The sequence below is a fragment of the Kitasatospora sp. NPDC097605 genome, from assembly GCF_040302725.1.
Lineage (GTDB): Bacteria > Actinomycetota > Actinomycetes > Streptomycetales > Streptomycetaceae > Kitasatospora.
Window position 1 is genome coordinate 1 of sequence record NZ_JBEOSF010000022.1, and the last position, 22,429, is coordinate 22,429.

Annotated in this window: 17 protein-coding genes and 2 pseudogenes; 6 read left to right on the top strand and 13 right to left on the bottom strand. The window is 74.0% G+C overall.

Features of this window, described 5'->3' with window-relative positions; genetic code table 11:
* On the top strand, positions 1–1,862 hold a 1,862-nt coding region (locus ABTX81_RS23855; protein ID WP_350548978.1), incomplete at its 5' end, for an ABC transporter permease.
* Positions 1,863–1,938: 76 nt separating this feature from the next.
* On the opposite strand, the gene ABTX81_RS23860 is transcribed toward ABTX81_RS23855, so the two are convergent.
* The 6 genes from ABTX81_RS23860 to ABTX81_RS23885 form a co-directional block, all read right to left on the bottom strand.
* On the bottom strand, positions 1,939–3,084 hold the full coding sequence (locus tag ABTX81_RS23860; protein ID WP_350548980.1) for a hypothetical protein: 1,146 nt from the start codon (positions 3,082–3,084) through the stop codon (positions 1,939–1,941).
* A gap of 173 nt (positions 3,085–3,257) precedes the next feature.
* Complete coding sequence (locus ABTX81_RS23865; RefSeq protein WP_350548982.1) at positions 3,258–3,914, bottom strand: HNH endonuclease family protein; 657 nt, start codon at positions 3,912–3,914, stop codon at positions 3,258–3,260.
* A 231-nt stretch (positions 3,915–4,145) separates the two neighbouring features.
* On the bottom strand, positions 4,146–4,997 hold the full coding sequence (gene efeU, locus ABTX81_RS23870; protein ID WP_350548984.1) for an iron uptake transporter permease EfeU: 852 nt from the start codon (positions 4,995–4,997) through the stop codon (positions 4,146–4,148).
* Between the two features lie 55 nt (positions 4,998–5,052).
* Positions 5,053–6,384, bottom strand: a complete 1,332-nt coding sequence (gene efeB / locus ABTX81_RS23875) for an iron uptake transporter deferrochelatase/peroxidase subunit (RefSeq protein WP_350548986.1) — start codon at positions 6,382–6,384, stop codon at positions 5,053–5,055.
* Positions 6,385–6,520: 136 nt separating this feature from the next.
* Positions 6,521–7,660: an iron uptake system protein EfeO gene (gene efeO, locus ABTX81_RS23880; RefSeq protein WP_350548988.1), complete on the bottom strand. Its 1,140-nt coding sequence runs from the start codon at positions 7,658–7,660 to the stop codon at positions 6,521–6,523.
* Positions 7,661–7,961: 301 nt separating this feature from the next.
* Entirely contained in the window at positions 7,962–8,840 is an 879-nt protein-coding gene (locus ABTX81_RS23885; protein ID WP_350548990.1) for an ABC transporter ATP-binding protein, read from the bottom strand.
* Between the two features lie 309 nt (positions 8,841–9,149).
* Between ABTX81_RS23885 and ABTX81_RS23890 the strand changes: the two genes are divergently transcribed.
* Positions 9,150–11,291 carry an AMP-binding protein gene (locus tag ABTX81_RS23890; RefSeq protein WP_350548992.1) on the top strand — a complete coding sequence of 714 codons (2,142 nt, stop codon included), beginning with the start codon at positions 9,150–9,152 and terminating at the stop codon, positions 11,289–11,291.
* Positions 11,292–11,307: 16 nt separating this feature from the next.
* Here ABTX81_RS23890 and ABTX81_RS23895 read toward each other — a convergent pair whose 3' ends face one another.
* Positions 11,308–12,654 carry an ATP-grasp domain-containing protein gene (locus tag ABTX81_RS23895; protein WP_350548994.1) on the bottom strand — a complete coding sequence of 449 codons (1,347 nt, stop codon included), beginning with the start codon at positions 12,652–12,654 and terminating at the stop codon, positions 11,308–11,310.
* A gap of 78 nt (positions 12,655–12,732) precedes the next feature.
* Positions 12,733–13,164: a GNAT family N-acetyltransferase gene (locus ABTX81_RS23900; RefSeq protein ID WP_350548996.1), complete on the bottom strand. Its 432-nt coding sequence runs from the start codon at positions 13,162–13,164 to the stop codon at positions 12,733–12,735.
* Positions 13,165–13,337: 173 nt separating this feature from the next.
* On the opposite strand from ABTX81_RS23900, the gene ABTX81_RS23905 reads away from it, so the two are divergent.
* Entirely contained in the window at positions 13,338–14,930 is a 1,593-nt protein-coding gene (locus tag ABTX81_RS23905; protein ID WP_350548998.1) for a M4 family metallopeptidase, read from the top strand.
* 54 nt (positions 14,931–14,984) lie between these two features.
* Here ABTX81_RS23905 and ABTX81_RS23910 read toward each other — a convergent pair whose 3' ends face one another.
* Positions 14,985–15,950: a D-2-hydroxyacid dehydrogenase family protein gene (locus tag ABTX81_RS23910; RefSeq protein WP_350549000.1), complete on the bottom strand. Its 966-nt coding sequence runs from the start codon at positions 15,948–15,950 to the stop codon at positions 14,985–14,987.
* 126 nt (positions 15,951–16,076) lie between these two features.
* On the opposite strand from ABTX81_RS23910, the gene ABTX81_RS23915 reads away from it, so the two are divergent.
* The gene (locus ABTX81_RS23915; RefSeq protein WP_350549002.1) at positions 16,077–16,700 is read left to right on the top strand and encodes a dihydrofolate reductase family protein; all 624 of its coding nucleotides are present in this window, start codon (positions 16,077–16,079) and stop codon (positions 16,698–16,700) included.
* 24 nt (positions 16,701–16,724) lie between these two features.
* Here ABTX81_RS23915 and ABTX81_RS39710 read toward each other — a convergent pair.
* Positions 16,725–16,909: pseudogene (locus tag ABTX81_RS39710) on the bottom strand (IS982 family transposase); the annotation flags it as partial.
* Between the two features lie 80 nt (positions 16,910–16,989).
* Here ABTX81_RS39710 and ABTX81_RS23920 point away from each other — a divergent pair.
* A complete protein-coding gene (locus ABTX81_RS23920) occupies positions 16,990–17,844 on the top strand; it encodes a class I SAM-dependent methyltransferase (RefSeq protein WP_350549004.1) in 855 nt (284 codons plus the stop codon).
* On the opposite strand, the pseudogene ABTX81_RS23925 reads toward ABTX81_RS23920, so the two are convergent.
* The 3 genes and pseudogenes from ABTX81_RS23925 to ABTX81_RS23935 all read right to left on the bottom strand — a co-directional run.
* Positions 17,823–18,590, bottom strand: a pseudogene (locus ABTX81_RS23925) (caspase family protein); the annotation flags it as partial. The gene ABTX81_RS23920 and the pseudogene ABTX81_RS23925 sit on opposite strands and share 22 nt — an antisense overlap.
* An 18-nt stretch (positions 18,591–18,608) precedes the next feature.
* A complete protein-coding gene (locus ABTX81_RS23930; RefSeq protein WP_350549006.1) occupies positions 18,609–18,941 on the bottom strand; it encodes a response regulator transcription factor in 333 nt (110 codons plus the stop codon).
* 20 nt (positions 18,942–18,961) lie between these two features.
* Positions 18,962–19,969: a glycerophosphodiester phosphodiesterase gene (locus tag ABTX81_RS23935; RefSeq protein WP_350549008.1), complete on the bottom strand. Its 1,008-nt coding sequence runs from the start codon at positions 19,967–19,969 to the stop codon at positions 18,962–18,964.
* A 505-nt stretch (positions 19,970–20,474) separates the two neighbouring features.
* Between ABTX81_RS23935 and ABTX81_RS23940 the strand changes: the two genes are divergently transcribed.
* A complete protein-coding gene (locus ABTX81_RS23940; protein WP_350549010.1) occupies positions 20,475–22,397 on the top strand; it encodes an ABC transporter ATP-binding protein in 1,923 nt (640 codons plus the stop codon).
* The last annotated feature ends 32 nt before the right edge of the window (positions 22,398–22,429 follow it).

A 22,429-nucleotide genomic window follows, 5' to 3' on the forward strand; every position in this document is an offset into this window, starting at 1 on the left:
CGCTGCTCGCCGCCGTCCAGCAGACCCTGCCCGCCTCCGACGACATCGAGGCCCGCACCGGCCGCGAACTCGCCGACGAGCAGGACCGGATGATCGAGGCCGGCACCAAGGGCATGTCCACCGCCCTGCTGATGTTCGCCGCCATCGCGCTCTTCGTCGGCGTCTTCATCATCGCCAACACCTTCACCATGCTGGTCGCCCAGCGCACCAGGGAACTCGCCCTGCTGCGCGCCGTCGGCGCCAGCCGCAAGCAGATCACCCTGTCCGTACTGGCCGAGGCCGTGCTGGTCGGCCTGACCGCCTCGCTGGGCGGCCTGGTCGCCGGCATCGGCATCGCCGCCGGGCTGCAGTCCGTGATCGGCTCGCTGGACACCGGCATGCCCACCGGCCCGCTGGTGATCGCCCCGTCCACGGTGATCGCCTCGGTCGTCGTCGGCACCGTGGTCACCGTGCTCGCCGCCTGGCTGCCCTCGCTGCGCGCCTCCCGGATCGCGCCGGTCGCCGCGATGAGCTCGGCCGAACAGCCCGCCACCCAGAAGTCCCTGCTGGTGCGCAACGTCATCGGACTGTTCTTCGCCGCAGCCGGCGTCGCCGGCCTGCTCGGCGGCGCGGCCGCCAAGGAGGTCAACGTGGTGGCCCTCGGCGCGGGCGCGCTGATGATCGGCGTCTTCGTGCTCACCCCCCTGCTGTCCCGCCCGGTGATCGCGCTGTTCGCCCCGGTACTGCGCAAGCTGTTCGGCACCCCGGGCAAGCTGGCCCGCGAGAACGCCGTGCGCAACCCGCGCCGCACCGCCGCCACCGCCTCCGCGCTCACCATCGGCGTCACCCTGATCACCGCGCTGACCGTGGTCGGCGCCTCGGTGAACAAGGCCGTCGACGAGGCCACCGAGGTCGACCTGAAGGCCGACTACGCCGTCGCCATGGAGAACTTCTCCATGCTCTCCCCCGAGGTCTCCGGCCAGATCGCCAGGACGGCCGGGGTCACCATGCTCAGCACGGTACGCGAGGTGCCGGTGAAGGCCGTCGCCGACGGCGACACCACCCGGCTGACCGCCGTGGACGCCACCACCTTCGACCAGCTGGTCGACCTCAAGGTCACCGACGGCGCCGCCGACTCCCTCAAGCAGGGCAAGCTGCTCGCCACCACCGGCTACGCCGAGCGCAACGACCTCGCGGTCGGCTCCACCCTCGACATCACCTACCCCGACGGCAGCCGCGGCAGCCTGACCGTCGGCGGCCTGGTCGAGCAGAACACCGAGGTCGCCGGGGTCGTCGCCCCCGAGCAGGTGGTCGGCGCGCACGCCGCCGCCGGCTCCGGCCTGACGAAGGTCCTGGTCAAGGGCGCCGACGGCGCGACCCCCGAGCTCAAGCAGGCGCTGCGCGACGCCACCGGCGGCAACCCGCTGATCAGCGTCAAGGGCGAGAAGGACATCAAGGCGGAGAACAGCCAGCTGGTGACCTCCCTGCTGAACATCATGTACGGCCTGCTGGGCATGTCCGTGGTGGTCGCGGTGCTGGGCGTCATCAACACCATGGCGATGTCGGTGTTCGAGCGCCGCCGGGAGATCGGCATGCTGCGGGCGATCGGCCTGGACCGCAGCGGCATCAGCCGGATGGTCCGGCTGGAGTCGCTGATGATCGCGCTGTTCGGCGGTGTGGTCGGCATCCTGCTCGGCGTCGTCACCGCCTGGGCCGGCACCCGCACCCTGGCGGACTCGTTCAAGAACATCAGCCTGGTGGTCCCGCCCGGGAAGATCGCCTTCTTCCTGGCCGCCGCCGCCGTGATCGGCCTGCTCGCCGCCCTCTGGCCGGCCCGCCGCGCGGCCCGGATGGACATCCTGGGCGCCATCAAGAGCGAGTAGCCACCGCCCACCGCCCGAACACACGGCGCCCGCCGGGGTCACTCCCGGCGGGCGCCGTGCTGTCGGGCGCCATGGCTCAGGACTCGGGGCGGGCCGCCGCTCCGCCGGTGGCGTCCTCCGGCGCGACATCGCCGCCGGGTGGTCGCCCGACCTCCTTCAGGGTGGACTGGGCCCGTTCGTCGACCATCCGGGTCACCAGGTGCTGCGCGGCGCCGAAGGCCACGCCCCAGGCGAGCACCTGGGCCCGGCTGTCGAGATCGCTCAGGCCGGGGACGAACGCGCCGCGGATCAGCAGCAGGCCGATCAGCGCGGAGAGCGCGCCGGTGGGGAACTTGAGGGCGGCGGCCGCCAGCGGCAGCATGAACGGCGCGCTGGTGCCCTGGATCCGGCGCAGCGAGCCGATCACGGTGAGCGCGGCGCCGGCCAGGCCGGCCACCTCGACGGTGATGATGTCGCCGCTGGTCGCGTAGTTGCCGGCGATGACGCCCTTGGTGCCCCAGACGAACTCGCCGGACGGGCAGACCACCAGCCGGGTCGCGCCGGGCTCGGGGGTGGCCGGCGGCGCGGGGCTGAAGCAGAGGCTCAGCGACGTCGGGTTGAACCAGCCGTAGACGGCCAGCCCGGCCACGCCCACCAGGACGCACAGGGTGGCGGCCCAGAGCATGTTGCGCAGGCTGCGCACCCGGGCGTACTCGGCGTCCAGGGCCGCGTAGGCGGCGTCGAGGGTGCGGATCAGCAGGTTGCGGTCGGGCTCCCCGATGTTCGCGGAGCCGACGCGCTTGGCGAGCGCGACGGTGCGCAGGTCCTTGCGGCCGAGGTGGTTGCGGGCCAACGCCAGGATGTCGATGGCCCGGTCGGGCAGCAGGGCGGTGGGGACGAGTTCCAGCAGCAGGACGTCGGCGGCGCGGACGTTGGCCCAGGCGCCCTCCAGGGCGGTGGCGCCGGACCACGGGCGCCGCCAGTGGAAGCGTTCGACGGCGGCCGCGGCGGCGTTGTCGAGGCGGATGCGCGCGCCGTCGACCAGGACGCGGCGGGGGCACTCGGTGTCGACGCCGGGCGGGGTCGCGCAGGTCTCGCGGTCGAGCAGGACGCGCAGGTACCCGATCCGGGCGAGCACGCGCTCGCGCCAGGCCGATCGGGGAGGTCGTAATCCGATGATCTCCCGTACGGCGTGCCAGGTGCGGGTGTACCACCTGGGCCGGCCGGCGGCGTTGCCGCTCATCTCGACCACGCTCCCAAGCCGAGACGTTCTCTTACTCCACCGTAGGCCCATTCACTCCGCATACCCAGCGAAACCGGCCGCCGGTTCGCAGCCGGCGCGGGAGCGGCAACGGCGCACCGGCGCCCCCGTGGTGACGGTGGGGCGCCGGTGCATCACGGTGAGCGAACGTTTCCTCAGCAGCCGTTGAGGATCGAGGAGAGGGCACTCTTCTCGGCGCTGTCGACGGAGAGGCCGTAGTAGTACTTCACCTGGACCCAGGCGCGGGCGTAGGTGCAGCGGTAGGAGGCCTGCGGCAGCCAGGTGGACGGGTCCTGGTCGCCCTTGGAGCGGTTGGAGCTCGCCGAGACGGCGACCAGCTGCGGGCGGGTCAGGTCGTTGGCGAAGGCCTGGCGCTGGGTGGTGGTCCAGGCCCAGGCGCCGGAGCGCCAGGCCTCGGCGAGCGGCACCAGGTGGTCGATGTCGAAGCTCGACGCGCTGGTCGTGGTCACGTTGTCGTAGACCGAGAACCAGCTGCCGCTGACGGAGGCGCAGCTGGAATCCGTGACGACGTTGCCGCCGTCGCGCTTGAGGACCGTCTCGCGGGTGTTGCAGGTGCCGGAGATGGTGATCCAGTGCGGGAAGAGCGCGCGGTCGTAGGTGGTGGTGTGGGACTCGGCGGCCACCGCGAGGGTGGCGAGGTAGCCGCGGGCGGTGGCGGCCGAGACCGGGGTCGGCAAGGCGGCCCGGGCGGTGCCGGCGCCGGTCAGCAGGGCGGTGAGGGCGAGCAGCAGGGCGCCGAAGGCGGCGGCCGGCACGCGGCGGGGCGCGGATATGGCGGAGATCGCGGACATGCGGGGGACTCCTGGGTCGAGGAGGGCAGGGGAAAGCCCCCGGGCGGGAACCGGCCCGGGCTGCCAACCAGGATGGGGGCGTGGGGGTTTACGCGGGTAGATCCAGGAGGTGAACATTGTGACCGGTCGTCAGGAGCAGGGCCCGACGACCGGCCCGGGAACGCGGAACGCCCCGCCCGGCGGTGGCCGGACGGGGCGATGGGGTGTGCTGCGACGGCGTGAACCGTTCGCTCAGGCGGCCGACTTGGCCTCGCCCGCCTTCGGGGCGACCGGCTTCGCCGGACGGCCGCCGAACACGCCGAAGAAGAAGGCCAGGGTCGGCACCAGGTACAGGAGCCAAACCGCCACCTGCAGGACCGTCGGGTCCGGCTGGAAGTTGAAGACGCCCTTGAGCAGGGTGCCGTACCAGCTGTCCTTGGGGATGGTGGAGGAGATGTCGAAGGCGAGGTTGTGCAGGCCGCCCAGCCAGCCGGCCTCCTGGAGGTCGTGCACGCCGTAGGCGAGCACACCGGCGGCGACCACGACCAGCATGGCGCCGGTCCAGGTGAAGAACTTGGCCAGGTTGATCCTCAGCGCGCCGCGGTAGAACAGCCAGCCCAGCACCACCGAGGTCAGCAGGCCGAGCGCCGCGCCGATGATCGGGTTGTAGCCGTCCTCGGTGGCCTGCACCGCGGTCCAGATGAACAGCGCGGTCTCCAGGCCCTCGCGGCCCACCGCCAGGAAGGCGGTGAGCACCAGCGCGCCGGTGCCCATGGCGAGGGCCGCGTCCAGCTTGCCGTGCAGCTCGGCCTTCAGGTGGCGGGCCGTGCGGCGCATCCAGAACACCATCCAGGTGACCAGGCCGACGGCGATGATCGACAGCGTGCCGCCGAGCGCCTCCTGGGCCTCGAAGCTGAGCTGGGTGGAGCCGAACTGCAGCACGGCGCCGAAGGCCAGGCTGAGGCCGACGGCGACGCCGATGCCGATCCAGACCGGGGGAAGCCGGTCCTTGCGGCCGGTCTTGACGAGGTAGGCGATCAGGATGCAGACGACCAGGCTGGCTTCGAGTCCTTCGCGCAGGCCGATCAGGTAGTTGGCGAACACGCTGGCTCCCTGGGGGTGAAGAGGTGGTACGGGCGAGACGGGTGGGGGGTCGGCCTCAGCCGAAGAGGGCCTGGCCCCACCACTCGCCGGGCTTGCGGACGCCCGCGGGGCAGGCGAAGTGGGCCGAACCGACGTGCTGGATGTACTCGTTCAGCGCGTCCGAGGCCGCCAGCCGCTGCTGGAGCGGGACGAACGCCTTGCGGCTGTCGCGCTGGTAGGCCAGGAAGAACAGGCCCGCGTCCAGGCGGCCGAGGCCGTCGGTGCCGTCGGTGAAGGAGAAACCGCGGCGCAGGATCATCTGGCCGTCGTTGGAGTCCGGATGGGCCAGCCGGACGTGGGCGTCGACCGGCATCGCCTTGAGGTCCGGGTCGTCGTGCTCCTTGGTCCGCCCGTACGGCGCGCCCTCGCCCTTGGTGCGGCCGAAGACGTCCTCCTGCTCCTTGAGCGGGGCCCGGTCCCAGGTCTCGATGTGCATCCGGATCCGGCGGGCGACCAGGTAGGAGCCGCCGGTCATCCACTCCGGGCCCTCGCCCGGGGCGACCCAGACGTGCTCGGCCAGCTTGGCGGTGTCGGTGCCGGCGATGTTGTGGGTGCCGTCCTTGAACCCCATCATGTTGCGCGGGGTCTGGGCGTCCGGGGTGGTCGAGGAGGTCTTGCCGAACCCCAGCTGCGACCAGCGGATGTTGACGGTGCCCATGCCGATCCGGGCCAGGTTGCGGATCGCGTGCACGGCGACCTGCGGGTCGTCGGCGCAGGCCTGGACGCACAGGTCGCCGCCGCTGCGCTGCGGGTCGAGGTTGTCGCCCTTGAACCTGGGCAGGTCGATCAGGGCCTCGGGGCGCTTGGCCGTCAGGCCGAAGCGGTCCACGCCGTCCTTCTCGAACAGGCTCGGGCCGAAGCCGATGGTGAGGGTCAGCCGGGAGGCCGGCAGGCCCAGGGCCTCGCCGGTGTCGTCCGGCGGCGCCTCCGGCAGGCCGCTGGCCGCGCCGCTGCCGACCTCGCGGCCGCCGGTCATCGCGGCGGCGGCCTTGGTCCACTCCTTCAGCATCCGGATCAGCGAGTCGCGGGTGGCGGTCGCGGAGACGTCGAAGGCGGCGAAGTGCAGCCGGTCCTGGACCGGGGTGGCGATGCCGGACTGGTGGTCGCCGTAGAAGGGGACGTCGGCGGTGGCCGCGGCCGGGGCGGCCGGGGTGTCGTCGTCCTGGCGGGTGGCGGCGGCGACCGAGCCGACGCCGGCCGCGCCCAGGGCCACCCCGGCCCCGGCCCAGCCGATCACGGCGCGGCGGCTGACCGCGGCGCGGCTCGCGGGGACGGTCTCGGCGGCGGCGTCCGCGGCGGTGCCGTCGCCGGCCGTCGTCCCGTTCTGCTGCTGGTTCTCGGCGTCCATCGGCGGGCGGGCCCTTCTCTGTGCTGGACTCACGGATGCCGTGGCGGCCTCGTGGGCCGCCACGGCGGGGTGCGGGTGCGGTGCGCGGGTACGGTGCCCGGTGCGCGCCGCAGGCGGGCGCACCGGGCGGCGGGCGTTACTTCGCGACCACCGCCGCGGCCAGCTTCGACAGCGGCTCGGCCAGCGCGTTGACGGCGTCGGACAGGGTCTTGCGCTCGGTCTCGGCGACCTTGTCGTAGGAGGTGTAGGTGCCGTCGGCCTGCTTGTACTTGGCGAGCAGGGTCTCGATGGCGGCGAACTCGGAGTCCAGCGTCCTGGCCAGCTCGGCGTCCTTCTCCGAGGCGACCGGCTTCAGCAGCTCGTAGGCCTTCTTGGCGCCCTCGACGTTGGCGGCGAAGTCGGCCAGGTCGGTGTGGCTGTAGCGCTCCTCCTCGCCCGTGACCTTGCCGGTGGCGACCTCGTCCAGCAGCTCCTTGGCGCCGTTGGCCATGCTGGTCGCGGTGATCTCCGCCTCGGGGATCTTCTTCTGCCAGTCCTTCAGGTCGGCGACCAGCTGGTCGGCGAGCTTCTTCTCGGCGTCACCGATGGCGCCGTCGGCCCACAGCGACTTCTCCAGCTTGTGCCAGCCGGTCCACTCCTGGCCCGGCTCCAGGCCGTCCTCGCGGGCGTCGGTCTTGGGGTCGACGTCGCCGAAGCTCTCGGCGACCGGCTCGGTGCGCTCCCAGCCCGTGCGGGACGGCGCGTAGAGGGACTTGGCCTTCTCCACGTCACCGGCGTTGATCGCGGCGGCGAACGCCTCGACGGCCGGGATGGTGAGGTCGGCCTGCTCCTGGGCGTAGGTGCGGTAGGCGGTGACGGCGGCGGTCAGCCGCGGGTCGGCCGGGGCGGCCGAGCCGCCGTCGCCGGTGACGGTGATCTTCTGGCGGATGCCGTCGCCGACCATGCCCGGCTTGCAGGCGATCTCGTAGGAGCCGGCCTTGATCTCGGCGGTGATGCTCGCCTTGGTGCCCGGGCCGATGTTCTCGCGCTCGGTGACGATCTTGTCGCCCTCGGCGTAGACGTAGACCTCGGTGACCTTCGAGCCCTTGTTGGCGATGTCGAGCACGACGTGACCGGCCGGGAAGCTGGTCTTCGAGACCTCGCAGGCCGTGTCGGTGGCGTTCACCTTGACGGCGTCGGCCGCGGTCTTGTCGTCCTTCTTCGAGCAGCCGGCCAGTGCGGCGGTCGCCACGGCGAGGGTGAGCAGCGTGGCTGCGGTGGAACGACGGGCGGACATGCGGGCTCCAGCGGTCAGGGCAGGGTGGTTCAGGGCAGGGCTGAGCACGGGTGGGAGCGATGGCGCCGACGGCGCCCCACCCACTTAGCTAAGGCATACCTTAGGGATATCGGATTTTGCCGTCTACACCGGGGTCGGTTACGAAACGGTGCAGGTGAGAGGGGGCCGACGGGCGCTCGACCGTCGGTCCACCGACGATTTCCGGCCACCGGGGGCGCACATGGGCGTGGCAATCATGGCAAAGAAGTGGTAAAGGGGCGCGCACCGGCGGTGCGCGCCCCTCTCTGCTACCGGTCCGCCGTCAGAGCGCCGGGGTCCGCCCGGACCGTCGGGGCGCGGCGGCCCGGGCGGTCCAGCGGCCCTCGTGCCGGGTGATCCGGATCGGATGGCCGAAGGTGTCGCTCACCAGCTCGGTGGTCATCACCTCGTCCACCGGCCCGGCCGCCACCGTCTCCCCGCCGCGCAGCAGCAGCGCGTGCGTGGTGGACTCCGGCAGCTCCTCCAGGTGGTGGGTGACCAGCACGCTGGCCAGCTCCGGGTGCTCCTGGCGCAGCAGGTCCAGGCTGTCCAGCAGCAGCTCCCGGGCGGTCAGGTCCAGCCCGGTGGCGGGCTCGTCGAGCAGCAGCAGCCGCGGACTGGGCATCAGCGCGCGGGCGATCAGTGCCCGGCCCCGCTCCCCCTGCGAGAGCGTGGTCCACGGGGAGTCGGCGGCCGCCGCCATGCCGAGGGTGTCGATCAGCCGCTCGGCCCGGTCCAGCTCCTCCGGGGCGGGCTTGCGGTGCAGGTCCGGCTCGATGGTGTTGGTCACGCCGGTGAGCACCACCTCGCGCACCGTCAGCGGCGAGCGCAGCGGGTGGCGCGGGTTGACGTGGCCGAGGTGGGCGCGCAGTCCGCGGATGTCGACCCGGCCGAGCCGGTGGCCGAGCACGTCCACCTCGCCGCGGGTGGGGTGGGAGACCGCGCCGAGCAGGGCGAGCAGGGTGGACTTGCCGGCGCCGTTGGGGCCGAGCAGCGCCCAGTGCTCGCCGGGGCGGATGGCGAGGTCGATCCCGCGCAGCAGGTGGCGTCCGTCGCGGACGACGTCGACGGCCCGGGTGCGCAGCAGCGGCTCGGCGGCGGGGTCCGCGGCGAGGTCCGCGGCGGGCGGGTCGGCGGGCGTGCGCGGGTCGGGCGTGCTCATGCGGGCGGGCCTCCTACGGGTCCGGGGCCGGGAAGGGTCACGGACAGGGCGCCGCGACCGACGGGCCGGCGCCGACCGTCCGCGTGCAGAGTACAACCGTTCGTCCGGACGGCGGCCCGGGTGTCCGAGCGGTGGACACCGCCCGGCGGCCGAACCGCCGGCGCACACCCCTTTTCCCGCACGGGAGTTGGCGGCAGGATCGGGGAACCGGGCCGGCGCGGCGGAGCGTGGAAGCGGTGCGGGCCGGATGCGGGTGCGACCGCGGGTGCGGCTGCGGACCGGGTCGGGGACGGATCGGAGGGGAACGGCATGGCGGGGATCGGCACGGCGGGGACGGGTGAACCGGTCGGCACCGGAGCGGAACGCGGCGGGACGCTGCCCGGGCGGTTCGAGGAGCAGGCGCGGCGCACCCCCGGGGCGGTCGCCGTCCGGTGGGCCGGGCGGGAACTGGCCTACGGCGAGCTGGACGCCCGCGCCGACCGGCTGGCCCGCCACCTGGCCGGCCTCGGGCTCGGCCCCGGCGGGCGGGCGGCGGTGGCGATCGGCCGGGGCACCGAGGTGTACGTCGCCCTGCTCGCCGTGCTCAAGACCGGCGCCGCGTACCTGCCGCTGGAACCGGGCGCGCCCGACCCGCTGCTGCGGCACGTGCTCGACCAGGCCGCGCCGGCCGTGGTCGTCACCGAGGAGGTCCACCGGATCCGGCTGACCGACGCCGGCGCCCGGACGCTGGTCTGCGTGGACTCGGCCGCCGTCGAACTGGCGGCGCTGCCCGCCGGGCCGCCCCCGGCGGCGGTCGGGCCCGCGGACGCGGCGGTGGTGTTCACCACCTCGGGCACCACCGGCGCGCCCCGCTGCGCGGTGGTCGAGCACCGCAACCTGCTGGCCGTCCACCACGGGTGGCGCGAGGCCTACGGCATCTCCCCCGCCGACCGGGTCCTGAGCACGGCGAGCCTGGAGTTCGACGTCTTCACCGCCGACTGGGTGCGCGCGCTGTGCTCGGGCGCCACCCTCGTGGTCGCCCCGCGCAATCTGACGCTGGACCGCAGCGCCGACGTCGCCGACCTGCCCGCGCTGGTGGCCGCCGAGCGGATCACCATGATGGAGCTGAACGTGCGCACCGCGCGCCGCCTCACCGCCCTCCTCTCCGCGGCCGGCGGGACGGAGGGGCTGCCCGGTCTGCGGCTGCTCACCGTCGGCGCCGAGAAGTGGTGGCCGGACGAGCACCTGGCGCTGCAGCGGCTGGTCGGCCCGGCCACCCGGGTCGTGCACGTCTACGGGCTGGCCGAAGCCGCCGTGGACAGCACGTACCACGAGGTCCGCACCCTCGACGGGCCGCCGGGCAGCGGCTCGGAGTCGGTGGTGGGCGTGCCGTTCGCCGGCGCCCGGGTGTACGTGCTCGGCCCCGACGGCACGCCGGTCCCGGGCGGCACCACCGGAGAGATCGCGCTCGCCGGTCCGGGCCTCGGCCGCGGCTACCTCGGCCGCCCCGAGGAGACGGCGCGGCGGATCGCCCGGGCGGACTTCGACCCGGACGGGCGGGTGCTGCTCACCGGCGACCTCGGCCGCGTCGCCGAGGACGGCACCCTGCGGTTCCTCGCCCGGGCGTCGAGCGTGCTGGGGAACCGCGAAGGGCCGGTGTCCGCCCGCTCCGTGACCGCACGGGTGCAGGTCGCCGTCCGGGCCGAGGCACGGCTGCGCGCGCTGCCCGGGGTGCGCGAGGCGGCCGTCGCCGAGGTGGAGGTGGCACCCGGGCGACGGGAACTGGTCGGCTACGCGGTGACCGGACCGGGCGCACCGGACACCGACGGGTGGTCGCTCACCGTCCGCCTCGCCACCGACCTGCCGGACGGCGAGGCGCCCGCGGCCGTGGTGCCGGTGCCCGGACTGCCGCGCACCCGGGCCGGCAAGCTCGATCGCGGCGCACTGCCGCTGCCCGCGCCGGCGGACCACGCCGCGCCCCGGCGGGCGGGCGCCGGGAAGGGCTACCGGGGCAAGGCGGCCGGTGGCGGGGGCTCGCTCGCCTCCGAGTCGCAGCCGGGGTGCGCGCTGCTGGCGGCGGCGGTGCCGTGCGCGGTGGCCGCCTGGCTGTCCACCGGGTGGCTGTGGCCGGGCTCGACGGACGTGTCGGCGGTTCCGGAGCCGTACGACGTGTTCTTCCGCCTCCTGTACCTCTTCGAGTGGGCGTCCTTCGGGCTGGGCGCGGCCTGGCTGTTCACCGGCCACGGACTGCTCCGGCGCCTGGGGCGGCCGCCCGGCCTGACCTTCGCCGCCCACCTGTCGGTGGTCTGGCTGCTGGCCGCCTGGTGGCCGCAGGACAACCTGTACCGGACCGCCGACCGGACGGTGTGGGCCACCGAGGTAGGGCTGGTCTACGTGTTCAACGTGGCGCTGATGGTGGCGGCGGCGGTCGTGGTCCGCTTCCTCGTCCGGCAGCCGGAGGAGCCCGGCTGAGCCGGCCCGCGCCCGGTCAGCGCAGGGCCTCGAACATCCGGCCCAGCGCGTGGTGGGCCGAGCCGAGCAGGGCCTGCGCCGCGTCCAGCGCCTCGGTGCTCCGTGCGGCGAGCGCCAGGCCGACGGCGGGTTCCGGCTCGTAGGAGGCCGTCACGATCAGCGGCAGGACCGTCGCGCCGAGCCGCGCGCACTGCGGGCGCAGCCGCGCCAGGTGCCCGAACAGCGCCTCCTGGGGGAGCCGGGCACCGAGCGGCATGGCGTCCAGGGTGCGGACCAGGTGGCCGGGCCCGCGCACCCGGTCCAGGCGGTGGCGCAGCACGAAGGCGATCGCCGGGCCGGTGAGCCGCAGGTTGGCCTCGGTCGGGGCGAGCCGGCGCTCCCGGTCGGTGACGAAGTCGACGTCGTACCAGCCGCGGTGGCCGGCCGCCGCCAGCCGCTCCCCCACCGCGAGCCCGAACCGTTCGGCGACGGCCGCGACCCCGGGCGGCACCACTCCCGGGCCGACCGTCACACCCTGGTAGCGGGTGCCGTCGACGGCCATCTCACCGACGCCGACCGGGTGCACCCGCCCGTCGGCGCCGATCACCGCGTCGAAGGTGAGGTCGCGCAGCCGGCCCGTGCCGGCCGGTCCGCCGTCGATGTACTCCTCCAGCAGCAGCGCGCCGCCGGCCGGCAGCACGTCCGCACGGACCAGGCGGCGCAGCAGCGCCCGGGCGCCGCCGGCCGCGATCAGCTCCTGCGGGGTGACCAAGGCGGTGCCGTAACCGCCCACCCCGTGCGGGGACTTGAGCACGGTGGTGAGTCCCCGGGCGGCGCGGGCGGCCAGCCGGCGGGCGGCCCGGCGCGGGGTGTCGGCGGGCTCCTGCCGGGGCACCCGGACGCCGGGGTGACCGGGGGCGAGGGCGGTGAACAGGTCGTGGGCGGCGGCCTTGGACTCGTACCGGCGCACGGCCGCGAGTTCCGGCCCGTCGCCGAGGTCGGCGGTGCGGCCCCAGTGCAGGACCGGGCCGGGGGCGGTGGCGAGCCGTTCGGCCAGGGCGGGGCGGGCGGCGAGGGCGCGGGCCAGCGTGCTGCCGGGGGCGATGCCGGTGTACGACTCGACCGGGCCCCAGTCGAGTTCGCGGGCGAGCAGGTCGATCCAGGCCCGGTCGACCTCGGCGGGCAGCACCAGGGCGGCGGGGTCGGGGCCGTAGGCGACGGCGAGGCCGGCGTAGTGGTGTGCCTGGCGCAGGCGGCGGGACCGGCGGTCGGCGTCCTGCCGGAGCGGCCCGTGCTCGTCGAGGAACTGCTCGTTGAAGTCGGCGACGTTGCCGACGTGCACGGCGCGCCGCCCGCCGGTCCAGGCCCCCACCCATCCGTCCATCCCGCGAGCCTACGGGACGGAGGCCGGAGGCGGGGGGTCAGTGGCGGGGGGTCAGTGGCGGGGGTCGGAGGCGGGGGGTCAGAGCGCGAGCAGGCCGGCATCGGTGGGGCGGAAGCCGCAGGCGTCGAGGTAGTAGCCGCGCAGGTGGGGCTCGAAGTCGACGTGCAGCCAGTCGCAGCCGGCCGCGCGGGCGTGGTCGGCGGCCGCGGCGACCAGCCGGGTGCCGAGGCCGGCGCGCCGGACGGCGGGGTCGACGGCGGTGTCGAGGAGGAAGGCGTGCACGCCGCCGTCCCAGAGCACGTTGACGAAGCCGAGCAGCGGGCCGTCCGGGGCCGGGCGGGCGCAGACCCAGCCCAGGCTGTGGCGCTCCAGCCGGGCGCGCCAGGGCGTGGGCGGGCCGGCGGAGCCGCCGGCGTGGCCGAAGGCGGCGGCGTGCAGGGCGTCGAGCTCACGGTCGGTGAACTCGCCCCGCCAGTGCAGGTCGAGGGGCGGGAGCTGGGGCGTCGTCATGGCATGAGCGTAAACAGGCTGCTCACGGCCGATCACTCTTGATCAGCTTTTGATCAGTACAGGACACGACTTGGCAAAAATCCGACAGTTGCTCTAGCCCTTGATGACTGATCACCGTCAATCTCTTCGCAACCCTCATCCCCGCACCACGCAGCACCCCGACTGGAGTCAGAGTGAGCCCCTCCTCCTCTTCTCGCCGCCGCCTCGCGGCCGGAGCCATAGCGGCCACCGCCGCGCTCGTCGCCGCCACCGTCACCGCCGGCACCGCCTCGGCCGCCCCCACCGGCCGTGACGCCGCGATCGAGCGGGCCAGGACCAACGTCGCCCGCAACGCGACGGTCTTCGGCTTCACCGATGGTCAGAGCCTGGTCGTCAAGGACGTCGTGCTCGACGCCGACGGCACCCAGCACGTGCGCTTCGACCGCACCTACCTCGGCCTCCCCGTGGTCGGCGGCGACCTGGTGGTCCACCAGGACGCCCGCGGCCGGCTCAAGGACTCCTCCCGCGCCGCCGCCCACGACGCCGCCGTGCGCAGCATCGTCCCCACGGTCCCCGCCCGGCTCACCGCCGGCCGCGCGCTGGCGGCCGCCCCCGGCATCGGCGACGCCACCAGCAGCCCCGAGCTCGTCGTCTGGGCCGCCGACGGCACCCCGCGCCTGGCCTGGCGCACCACCGTCCAGGGCACCGGCGACCACGGCCAGCCGGCCGGCCGCGTCGTCGTCACCGACGCCACCAGCGGCGAGCAGATCGAGGCCTACGATGCCGAGCACCGGGCGAGCGGCACCGGCCACTCCGAGTACACCGGCGACATCACCATCGACACCACCGCCCAGAGCGGCGGCTACGCGCTGATCGACCCGCTGCGCGGCCACGTCACCAAGGACGCGCACAACGTCTCCGCCAACGCGCTCAACGCGAACTCGGGCACCCTCTACACCGACCCCGACAACGTCTGGGGCGACGGGAAGAAGTTCTCCACCGACCGCGCCACCGCCGCCGTCGACGCCCACGCCAACACCGCCTGGACGTACGACTACTACAAGAACACCTTCAACCGCAGCGGCATCAAGAACGACGGCAAGGGCGCCACCGTCTTCGTGCACGTCGGCACCAACTGGGACAACGCCCAGTGGTCCGACAGCTGCTTCTGCATGATGACCGGCGACGGCGACGGCACCACCGACCCCGAGCAGGTCGACCTCGACACCATGGGCCACGAGATGACCCACGGCGTCACCAGCGCCACCGCCAACCTCCGCTACAGCGGCGAGTCCGGCGGCCTCAACGAGGCCACCTCGGACATCTTCGGCACCATGGTCGAGTGGTACGCCGGCAACGCGGTCGACACCGGCGACTACCTGTTCAGCGACCAGTCCACCCCGCCGTGGCTGCGCCGCTTCGACAAGCCCTCGCTGGACGGCCGCTCCGCCGACTGCTGGAGCCGCAAGGTCGGCCAGCTCGACGTGCACAACTCCTCGGGCGTCGGCAACCACTGGTTCTACCTGGCCAGCGAGGGCAGCGGCACCAAGACCGTCAACGGCGTCACCTACAACAGCCCGACCTGCAACGGCTCGGCGGTCACCGGCATCGGCAACCAGAAGGTCGCGAACATCTGGTACCGCGCGCTGACCGTCTACATGACGTCCACCACGGACTACAAGGGCGCGCGCACCGCGTCCCTGAACGCCGCCAAGGACCTCTACGGCCTCAACAGCACCGAGTACAAGGCGGTCGCCGCCGCCTGGAGCGCGGTGTCGGTCGCCTGACCCGTCGCCCGCCCGGCCCGTCGTCCCGGCCGGAGGACGACGGGCCTTCGGCCGTCAGCCCAGCACGCGGACCGGCGCGCCCGCCAGGAACGCCGCGATGTCCTCCACCGCCTCGGTGTAGTAGCGGCGGAAGTTGTCCCGCGACACGTACCCCAGGTGCGGGGTGGCCAGCAGCCGCGGCGCGCCGCGCATCGGGTGGCCGGCCGGCAGCGGCTCCTGGTCGAACACGTCCACCGCCGCCCCCGCGATCCGGCCCCCGGCGAGCGCGGCCAGCAACGCGTCCTGGTCGACGATCGCCGCCCGGGAGGTGTTGACCAGGTACGCCTCCGGCTTCATCAGCGCCAGCTCCGGCGCGCCCAACAGCCCCCGGGTGCGCTCGCCGAGCGCCAGGTGCACGGAGACGAAGTCGCTCCCGCCCAGCAGTTCCGCCAGCGACCCGGCCCGGCGCACCCCCTCCCCCGCCTCCGCCACCCGCTCGTCGGTCAGGTTCGGGCTCCACGCCACCACGTCCATCCCGAACGCCACCCCCACCCGGGCCACCCGGGCGCCGATCTTCCCGAGACCGAGCAGCCCCAGCCGGCTCCCCGCCAGATCGGCGCCCACCGTGCTCTGCCACGGCCCGCCGGTGCGCAGCGCCGTGCTCTCCTCGACCAGCCCCCGGGCCAGCCCGAGCAGCAGCGCCCAGGTCAGCTCCACCGGCGGGGTCGACGAACTGGCCGTGCCGCAGACCGTCACCCCGTGCGCGTGGGCGGCCGCGTGGTCGATCACCGAGTTCCGCATCCCCGAGGCGACCAGCAGCCGCAGCCGGGGCAGCCGGGCGAACACCGCGGCCGGGAAGGCGACCCGCTCGCGCAGGGTCACGACGATGTCGAAGTCCGCGACCGCGGCGACGAGTTCGTCCTCGGAGGCGGGGTGCTCGCGGAACGCCACCACCTCCACCCGGTCGGCGATCGGCGACCAGTCGGCGATGGTGGTGGCGACGCCCTGGAAGTCGTCGAGTACGGCGCAGCGAAGTCTCATGCCCCGCACTCTTCCAGACCCCTCCGGCGCCGCCGCACCGGCGTGGCGCGACGGCGGCGCGGGCGGTCGTCTGGGATCTTGGGTCCCGGGGGCCGCAGCCGACCCAGCCGACCGGGGAGACCCTTCATGGCCAAGCTTCTCCTGACCACCTTCCTGACCCTCGACGGCGTGATGCAGGCACCCGGCGGGCCGGACGAGGACCGCGACTCCGGCTTCGCCCACGGCGGCTGGCTGTTCCCGTTCGCCGACGAGGAGTTCGGCGCCCTGATGACCGCCGTGATCGGCCGCGCCGGCGCCTTCCTGCTCGGCCGCCGGACGTACGACATCTTCGCGGACTACTGGCCGAAGGTGACCGACCCCGCGCACCCGATCGCCGTCCCGCTCAACTCGCTGCCCAAGTACGTCGCCTCGACCACCCTGCGCGACCCGTCCTGGCACAACACCACCGTGCTGACCGGCGCCGCCCCCGGCGGCCTGCCCGGAGAGGTGGCCGCGCTCAAGGACCGGCTGGGCGACACCGAGATCCAGATCCACGGCAGCGGCGCCCTCGCCCGCGCCCTGATGCCGCACGGCGTCATCGACGAGTACCACCTGGTCACCGCCCCCGTCCGGCTCGGCACCGGCCACCGCCTCTTCCCCGACGCCGGCCCGCCCACCGCCTTCCGCCTCGCCGGCACCCGCACCACTCCCTCCGGCGTCACCGCGAACACCTACCACCCGACGGGCCCGGCGACCTTCGGGACGTTCTAGACGAGCAGGAGGGGAACTCGGCGGGCGGAGCCACCGGGCTTCGGAGACGAAGCCGAGCAGGCCTGCGTCGGCGCCAGGGTCAGCGGCTCGGCGTCGGTCAGCCTCGGCGGAGGGCCCCACCTCCGGGTTCCCGCGGGACAGTCATCGATCTCCCCGTAGAGTGCAGTCGCGAGGGCCTTGCGGTTTGTCGTCGCAAACGAACCGACCAGGCCCTCGCTTCCTGCGCCCGAAGACTTCGGAGCAGTGCCGTTCCACGGACGGCCCGGCAGGGCAGTACCGGGAGGATCCCGTGAACGCGGCCGAACTGACAGCGAAGGCACCCTCGATCGCGGCCGCCATGGCCACCGCCGACGTGTCCCCCGGAACCCAGCCGGCCCAGACCCGCTACCGGTCCGCACTCGTCTCCGGCTGGGACATCCCGGCCGGAGCGTCGGTCCTGGAGGTCGGCTGCGGACAGGGCGACACCACGGCCGTCCTCGCCGAGGCCGTCGGCCCGCGGGGCCGGGTGGTCGCCGTCGACATCGCCGATCCCTCGTACGGCGCCCCGGTCACCCTGGGACAGTCGGCGGAACACCTCAAGGCGACGCCGCTGGGGTCCCGCATCGACTTCCGCTTCGGCCTGGACGTCCTCGACGAGGCGGTCACCTTCCCCGACGGCGGGTTCGACCACGTGGTCCTGGCGCACTGCTCCTGGTACTTCGGCTCCCTGGACCAGCTCGCGGCCACCCTCGTCCGGGTCCGCCGTTGGGCGCGGAACCTGTGCTTCGCCGAGTGGGACATCGAACCCCGTTCGGCCGGACAACTTCCCCACCTGCTCGCCGTCCTGGTCCAAGGCCAGATCGAGGCGGGCGGCTCACGGGGCGAGGACAACGTGCGCACGCCCTTCTCGCGCGAGAGCCTGCTGCGGACCCTCGCGGCGACGGGCTGGAACCCCGCCCCGGCGCGGGCCGTCGACACGACCGCCCTCCAGGACGGCGACTGGGAGGTGGACGCCTGCACGACGCTGCTCGACGACGCGCACCGGATGACCCAGCTTCCGCAGGCCGTGAGGGAGCTGGTGCTGAGCCAGGGGGACGTGCTCCGGTCCCTGGCGACGCACCACGGCAACACGCCGCTGCCGGCCTACTCACTGACCGCCCGCTGACCAGCCGGCCGAGATCCGCCGCCACTACCCGGACGCCGCGCCGACCCCGCCGGGCGCGTGGGACGCGTAGGCGCCCGGCGGGGTCGGCGCGGTTCCATCCCCGCGACCAGGAAGGCCGTCTGGTCCACATCGGTGAGGACCCGGACGCGCTGCGGCCGCCCCTGCTTCCCGTACCGCTCGTGGAACTCCTGGATCCGGGCCTGGGTGTCGACGCGCAGCTGCTCCAGGTTCAGCGGCCCGTCGTGCGCGAGCAGCGCGTCCAGGACGGCGCGCGAGAACAGGCTGAACGAGCCGCCGTCCGGTCCCCGCCCGGGCTCGCCGGCGCCGACGAAGCGCGCGTACTCGCCGGGCGAGCAGGCGTACAGGTGGGCGACCTGCCGGCCCGCGACGACCAGGGCCTCCCGAGTGGCCCAGCCGACGGTGCCGCTCATGAAGTCCTGCCGGACGCCGTTGCGGCAGGCGTCGATCAGGAACAGCACCCGGCCCGCCGGGGGCCACTCGACCTCGCGTCTCCAGTCGATGGCGATGCAGCCCGACCAGGGCGGCTCCACCCCGGAGTGCAGGTCCTCGGGGATCAGGTAGTCCTGGCCCTCCGCGTGCAGTCCGTGGCCGCTCAGGCAGATCAGCACCGTCTCACCGCGCCGGGCGGTCCGCAGGAAGTGGGCGACCTCGCCGTTGACGAGGTTCGCGCTGATCTGGCGGCGTGCCGGGGGCACCACGACCCGGAAGCCGCGGTCCCGCAGCGCCGCGCCGAGCCGTTCACCTCAGATCCCTTCCGGTTCGGCGGCGCCCGGGAGCGGGGGACGGCCGAGCCGGTGGCCCCGGCCGGTGCTCTCGACCCAGTCCCGGCCGAGCTTGGCGCGCAGGTAGCCGAGGTGGACGCGGATCTCCTGTTCCCTGGCCCAGGGATAGTTCCAGACCCGGCTGCCGAGGTCCCGGGCATCGCGGAACTCGTCGCCCTGTTCGATCAGGCCGAGCAGGAGGTTGCAGTCGCTGTAGGTCAGGTCGACGGTGCGGCCGTCGGCCACGGCCCGCCGGGCGTAGTAGTCGACCTGGAGCCGCCCGTCGGGCGTCCGGCCGGTCGTCGCGCGCTCCATCGCCGCCTCCTGTGTGCCCGCTACTGGCGGGCCGAGTTCCAACCGGCCAGCTCGGCAGGGCGGTTGGTGATGATGCCGTCGACGCCGGCGGCGTCCAGGGCCTTCCAGCGGGCGGCCGAGTCGACGGTCCAGACGTTCACCGCGACGCCGGCCTCGTGCAGGGCCGTGATGATCTCCGGGCGGGTGGCGAGGGCGTCGTCGGACGGGTGGTAGGCGGCCAGGCCGAGTTCCTTGGCGATGGCCACCGGGTCGGCGTCGAGTTCGCCGCGCAGCAGGGCGAGCGGCAGGTCGGGGGCGAGTTCGCGGGTGTGGCGCAGGGTCTCGACGTCGAAGCTCTGCACCAGGATCCGCTCGGCCATGCCGTGGTCACGGATCTCCTTGACGATCCGGTCGACCTCCTCGCGGGTGTGCGGGCCCTTCATCTCCAGCAGCAGGTTGCCGCCCCGGGCCCGAAGGTCCTCCAGCTGGGCGGTCAGGCTCGGCACCCGGGCGCCGGCCGTGGTCGGGGCGAACCAGGAGCCCGCGTCCAGGCCGTCCAGTTGGGCGGCCGTCAGGTCGCGGACGCGACCGGTGCCGTTGGTGGTGCGGTTCACCGTCTCGTCGTGCAGGACGTACGGCACGCCGTCCTTGCTGGGCTGGACGTCGTTCTCGATCCAGTCGACGCCCGCGCGCCGGGCGACCTCCTCGGCGAGGAGGGTGTTCTCTGGCGCGGCGGAGGAGGCGCCGCGGTGGGCGAACACGGTGAGCGGCGCGCCGGGCCGGCGGAGGTAGGCACTCCGGGCGGCGACCGCGGTCCCGTCGGGGGCGTCGACGCTTCGGGCGACCGGGGCGGTGCGCACCGTCTCACGGCCGTCGAACAGCCAGCGGGCGGTGCTGCCGTGCGGTCCGGCGGCCGTGTCGGCGGTGTGCGGCGTGGCCAGGGCGACGGTGGTGACGCCCAGCGTGGACGCGAGCAGCGCGGCGAGCAGACCGGGACGGGCGCTGCGGCCGTTCTGCTGCACCCGGGTCCACGAGTGACTTTCTGTCATAGGGGGAACGGTAGGCGATCGAGACCCCGGCGGGGAACCTTCGCCACGTCAACCCTGATCACCGGTGGGCCCGTTGGCAGATGTGTTCGGGAGCGGGTGGCAGCGGCGGTTCCACCCGCTCCCCCGGGTCGCCCGGAGGCGGTGCCCGGGTGGGACTTCCCGCCGGCCGCACCGGCGGGCGGAGCCGGGCCGCCGTCTCAAACCTCCGAGCCCGTCGAACCGCCGAACGAGTGAATCCGGTGACGACGGTCCTCCGCGCCGCCCCCGCCCCCGCAACCTCCGGGGTGCTCGAAAAGTCCCCGTTCGACCAGGGCTCGCCCGGAGCGAAATCCGCTTGAACGCCTCCTTCGAACAGCACCATCATCGGACCCTCCGCGACCGGCCCAGAAATCATCAACTCGGTTTTCACATAACCAACTTGACGCCCTCACGCATGCCCGCGGACCGACCGTACGCCTGGAGGATCCATGACCTGTCCCCGCACCTCGCACCCGGAGGTCACCGCATGAGCGCCGCCACGCCACCCGTCCAGGCCGAGAACGAGGAGGAGGAGCTGCGATGGCTGGCCGACGGCCGGCGCGTCGAGACGATCGAGGCGATCAGCATCAGCGCGATGGCCCGCCGCCTGCCCGTGCTGGTGGTCCGGGCCTTCCGCCTCGGCTGGCGCATCGACCGTTCCTCCATCACGATCCTGCTCACCTGCCAGGTGGTCTCCGCCGTCCTCGGCGCCGCCGGCCTGTTCGCCACCACGGGCACCATCGCGGCGCTGTTCGGCCCGGAGGCCGTCGGTGACAAGCTCACCCGGGCGGCGCCGTCGATCCTCGCGATCGCGGCGGCGACCGGCGCCCGCGCCCTCCTCGGCATCGCGATCCAGGCCATCACCGTCCACCTGTCCCCGCGCATCTCCCGGGAGGCGGAGGCCGCGGTCCTGCGGGCCACCGTCGCCGCCGAGCTCACCGCGTACGACCACGCCGGCTACAACGACGAACTGGAGGCCGCCGACCGGGGCGCCGAGGTCTGCGTGGACATCGTCGGCGAGGCGCAGAACCTGATCGCCGCCCTCGCCTCCCTGGTCGGCGCCGCCGGCGTCCTGGCCGTGCTCCACCCCGCGCTGCTGCCGCTGCTGGTGCTGGCCGCACTGCCGCAGGGCATCGCGTCGGTGCACGCCGCCCGGGTGCAGTTCCTCGCCAACCGGGCCGCGATCGCCGACCGCCGGGTGATGGCGAACCTGCGCTGGTACATCCACTTCAAACGCAACGCCGACCAGGTCCGCTCGGACACCATGGGCGGCTTCCTGCTCGACAAGTACGAGCAGGTCGGCCGGCGGCTGGACGCCAGTTCCCGGAAGGCCGCGATGCAGAGCGCCCGGGTCTCGGTGATCGGCGCCGCCGCGACCGGCCTCGGCACCGCCCTGGTGTGGGGGGCGATGCTCTGGCTCGTCAGCACCGGCCGGATGAGCCTGCCGCACGGCGGCGCCGCTGTGTTCGCGCTCGCCGCCGTCGGCACCAGCCTGCGCGGCATCGTCGGCTACGGCGCCGACCTGTTCCGCACCGGCATGTACCTCGACGACTGGTCCACCTTCCTCGACACCGCCGGCGGCCACCGCCTCCAGCGCGGCACCGAGGTGCCGGCGGCGCCGCACCGGATCGAGGTGGAGAACCTCCGCTACGCCTACCCGTCCTCCGACCGCACCGCCCTGGACGGGGTGAGCCTGCACGTCGAGCGGGGCGAGATCCTCGCCCTGGTCGGTGAGAACGGCTCCGGCAAGACCACCCTCGCCAAACTCCTCGCCGGCCTCTACCTGCCCGACGGCGGCTGCGCCCGGTGGGACGGCCGGCACACCCGCGACCTCGACCCGCACGCCCTGTGGCGCCAGGTCGCGGTCGTGCCCCAGGACTACGCCCGCTGGCCGCTCACCTGCCGCGAGAACATCACCCTGGGCCAGCCCTCACCCGACGGCGACGAGGCGGTACTGCGCGCCGCCGAGGCCTCCGGCGCGGCCGAGGTCGTCGCCAAACTCCGCCGGGGCCTGTCCACCCTGCTGGCGGTGGAGTGGATGGGCGGCGAGGAACTGTCCGGCGGCCAGTGGCAACGCCTGGCCATCGCCCGCGCCTTCCACCGCGAGGCCGGCCTCCTCGTCCTCGACGAACCCACCGCCGCGCTCGACCCCCGCGCCGAGCACCGCATCTTCCAGAACCTCCGCGCGATCGCCCGCGACCGAGCCGTCGTCCTGGTCACCCACCGCCTCACCAACGTGGCCATCGCCGACCGCATCGTGGTCCTCGAAAACGGCAAGGTCCTCCAGGAGGGCACCTTCGCCGCCCTCGTCGCCGACGAGACCGGCCGCTTCCGCGAACTGTGGGACCTCCAGAACGAACGCTCCGGCATCCCCACCCAACGCCAGACACCCCCCTCCCACGACACCTGATCCTCTCCGGACCATGGAGACCCGTGGCTCCG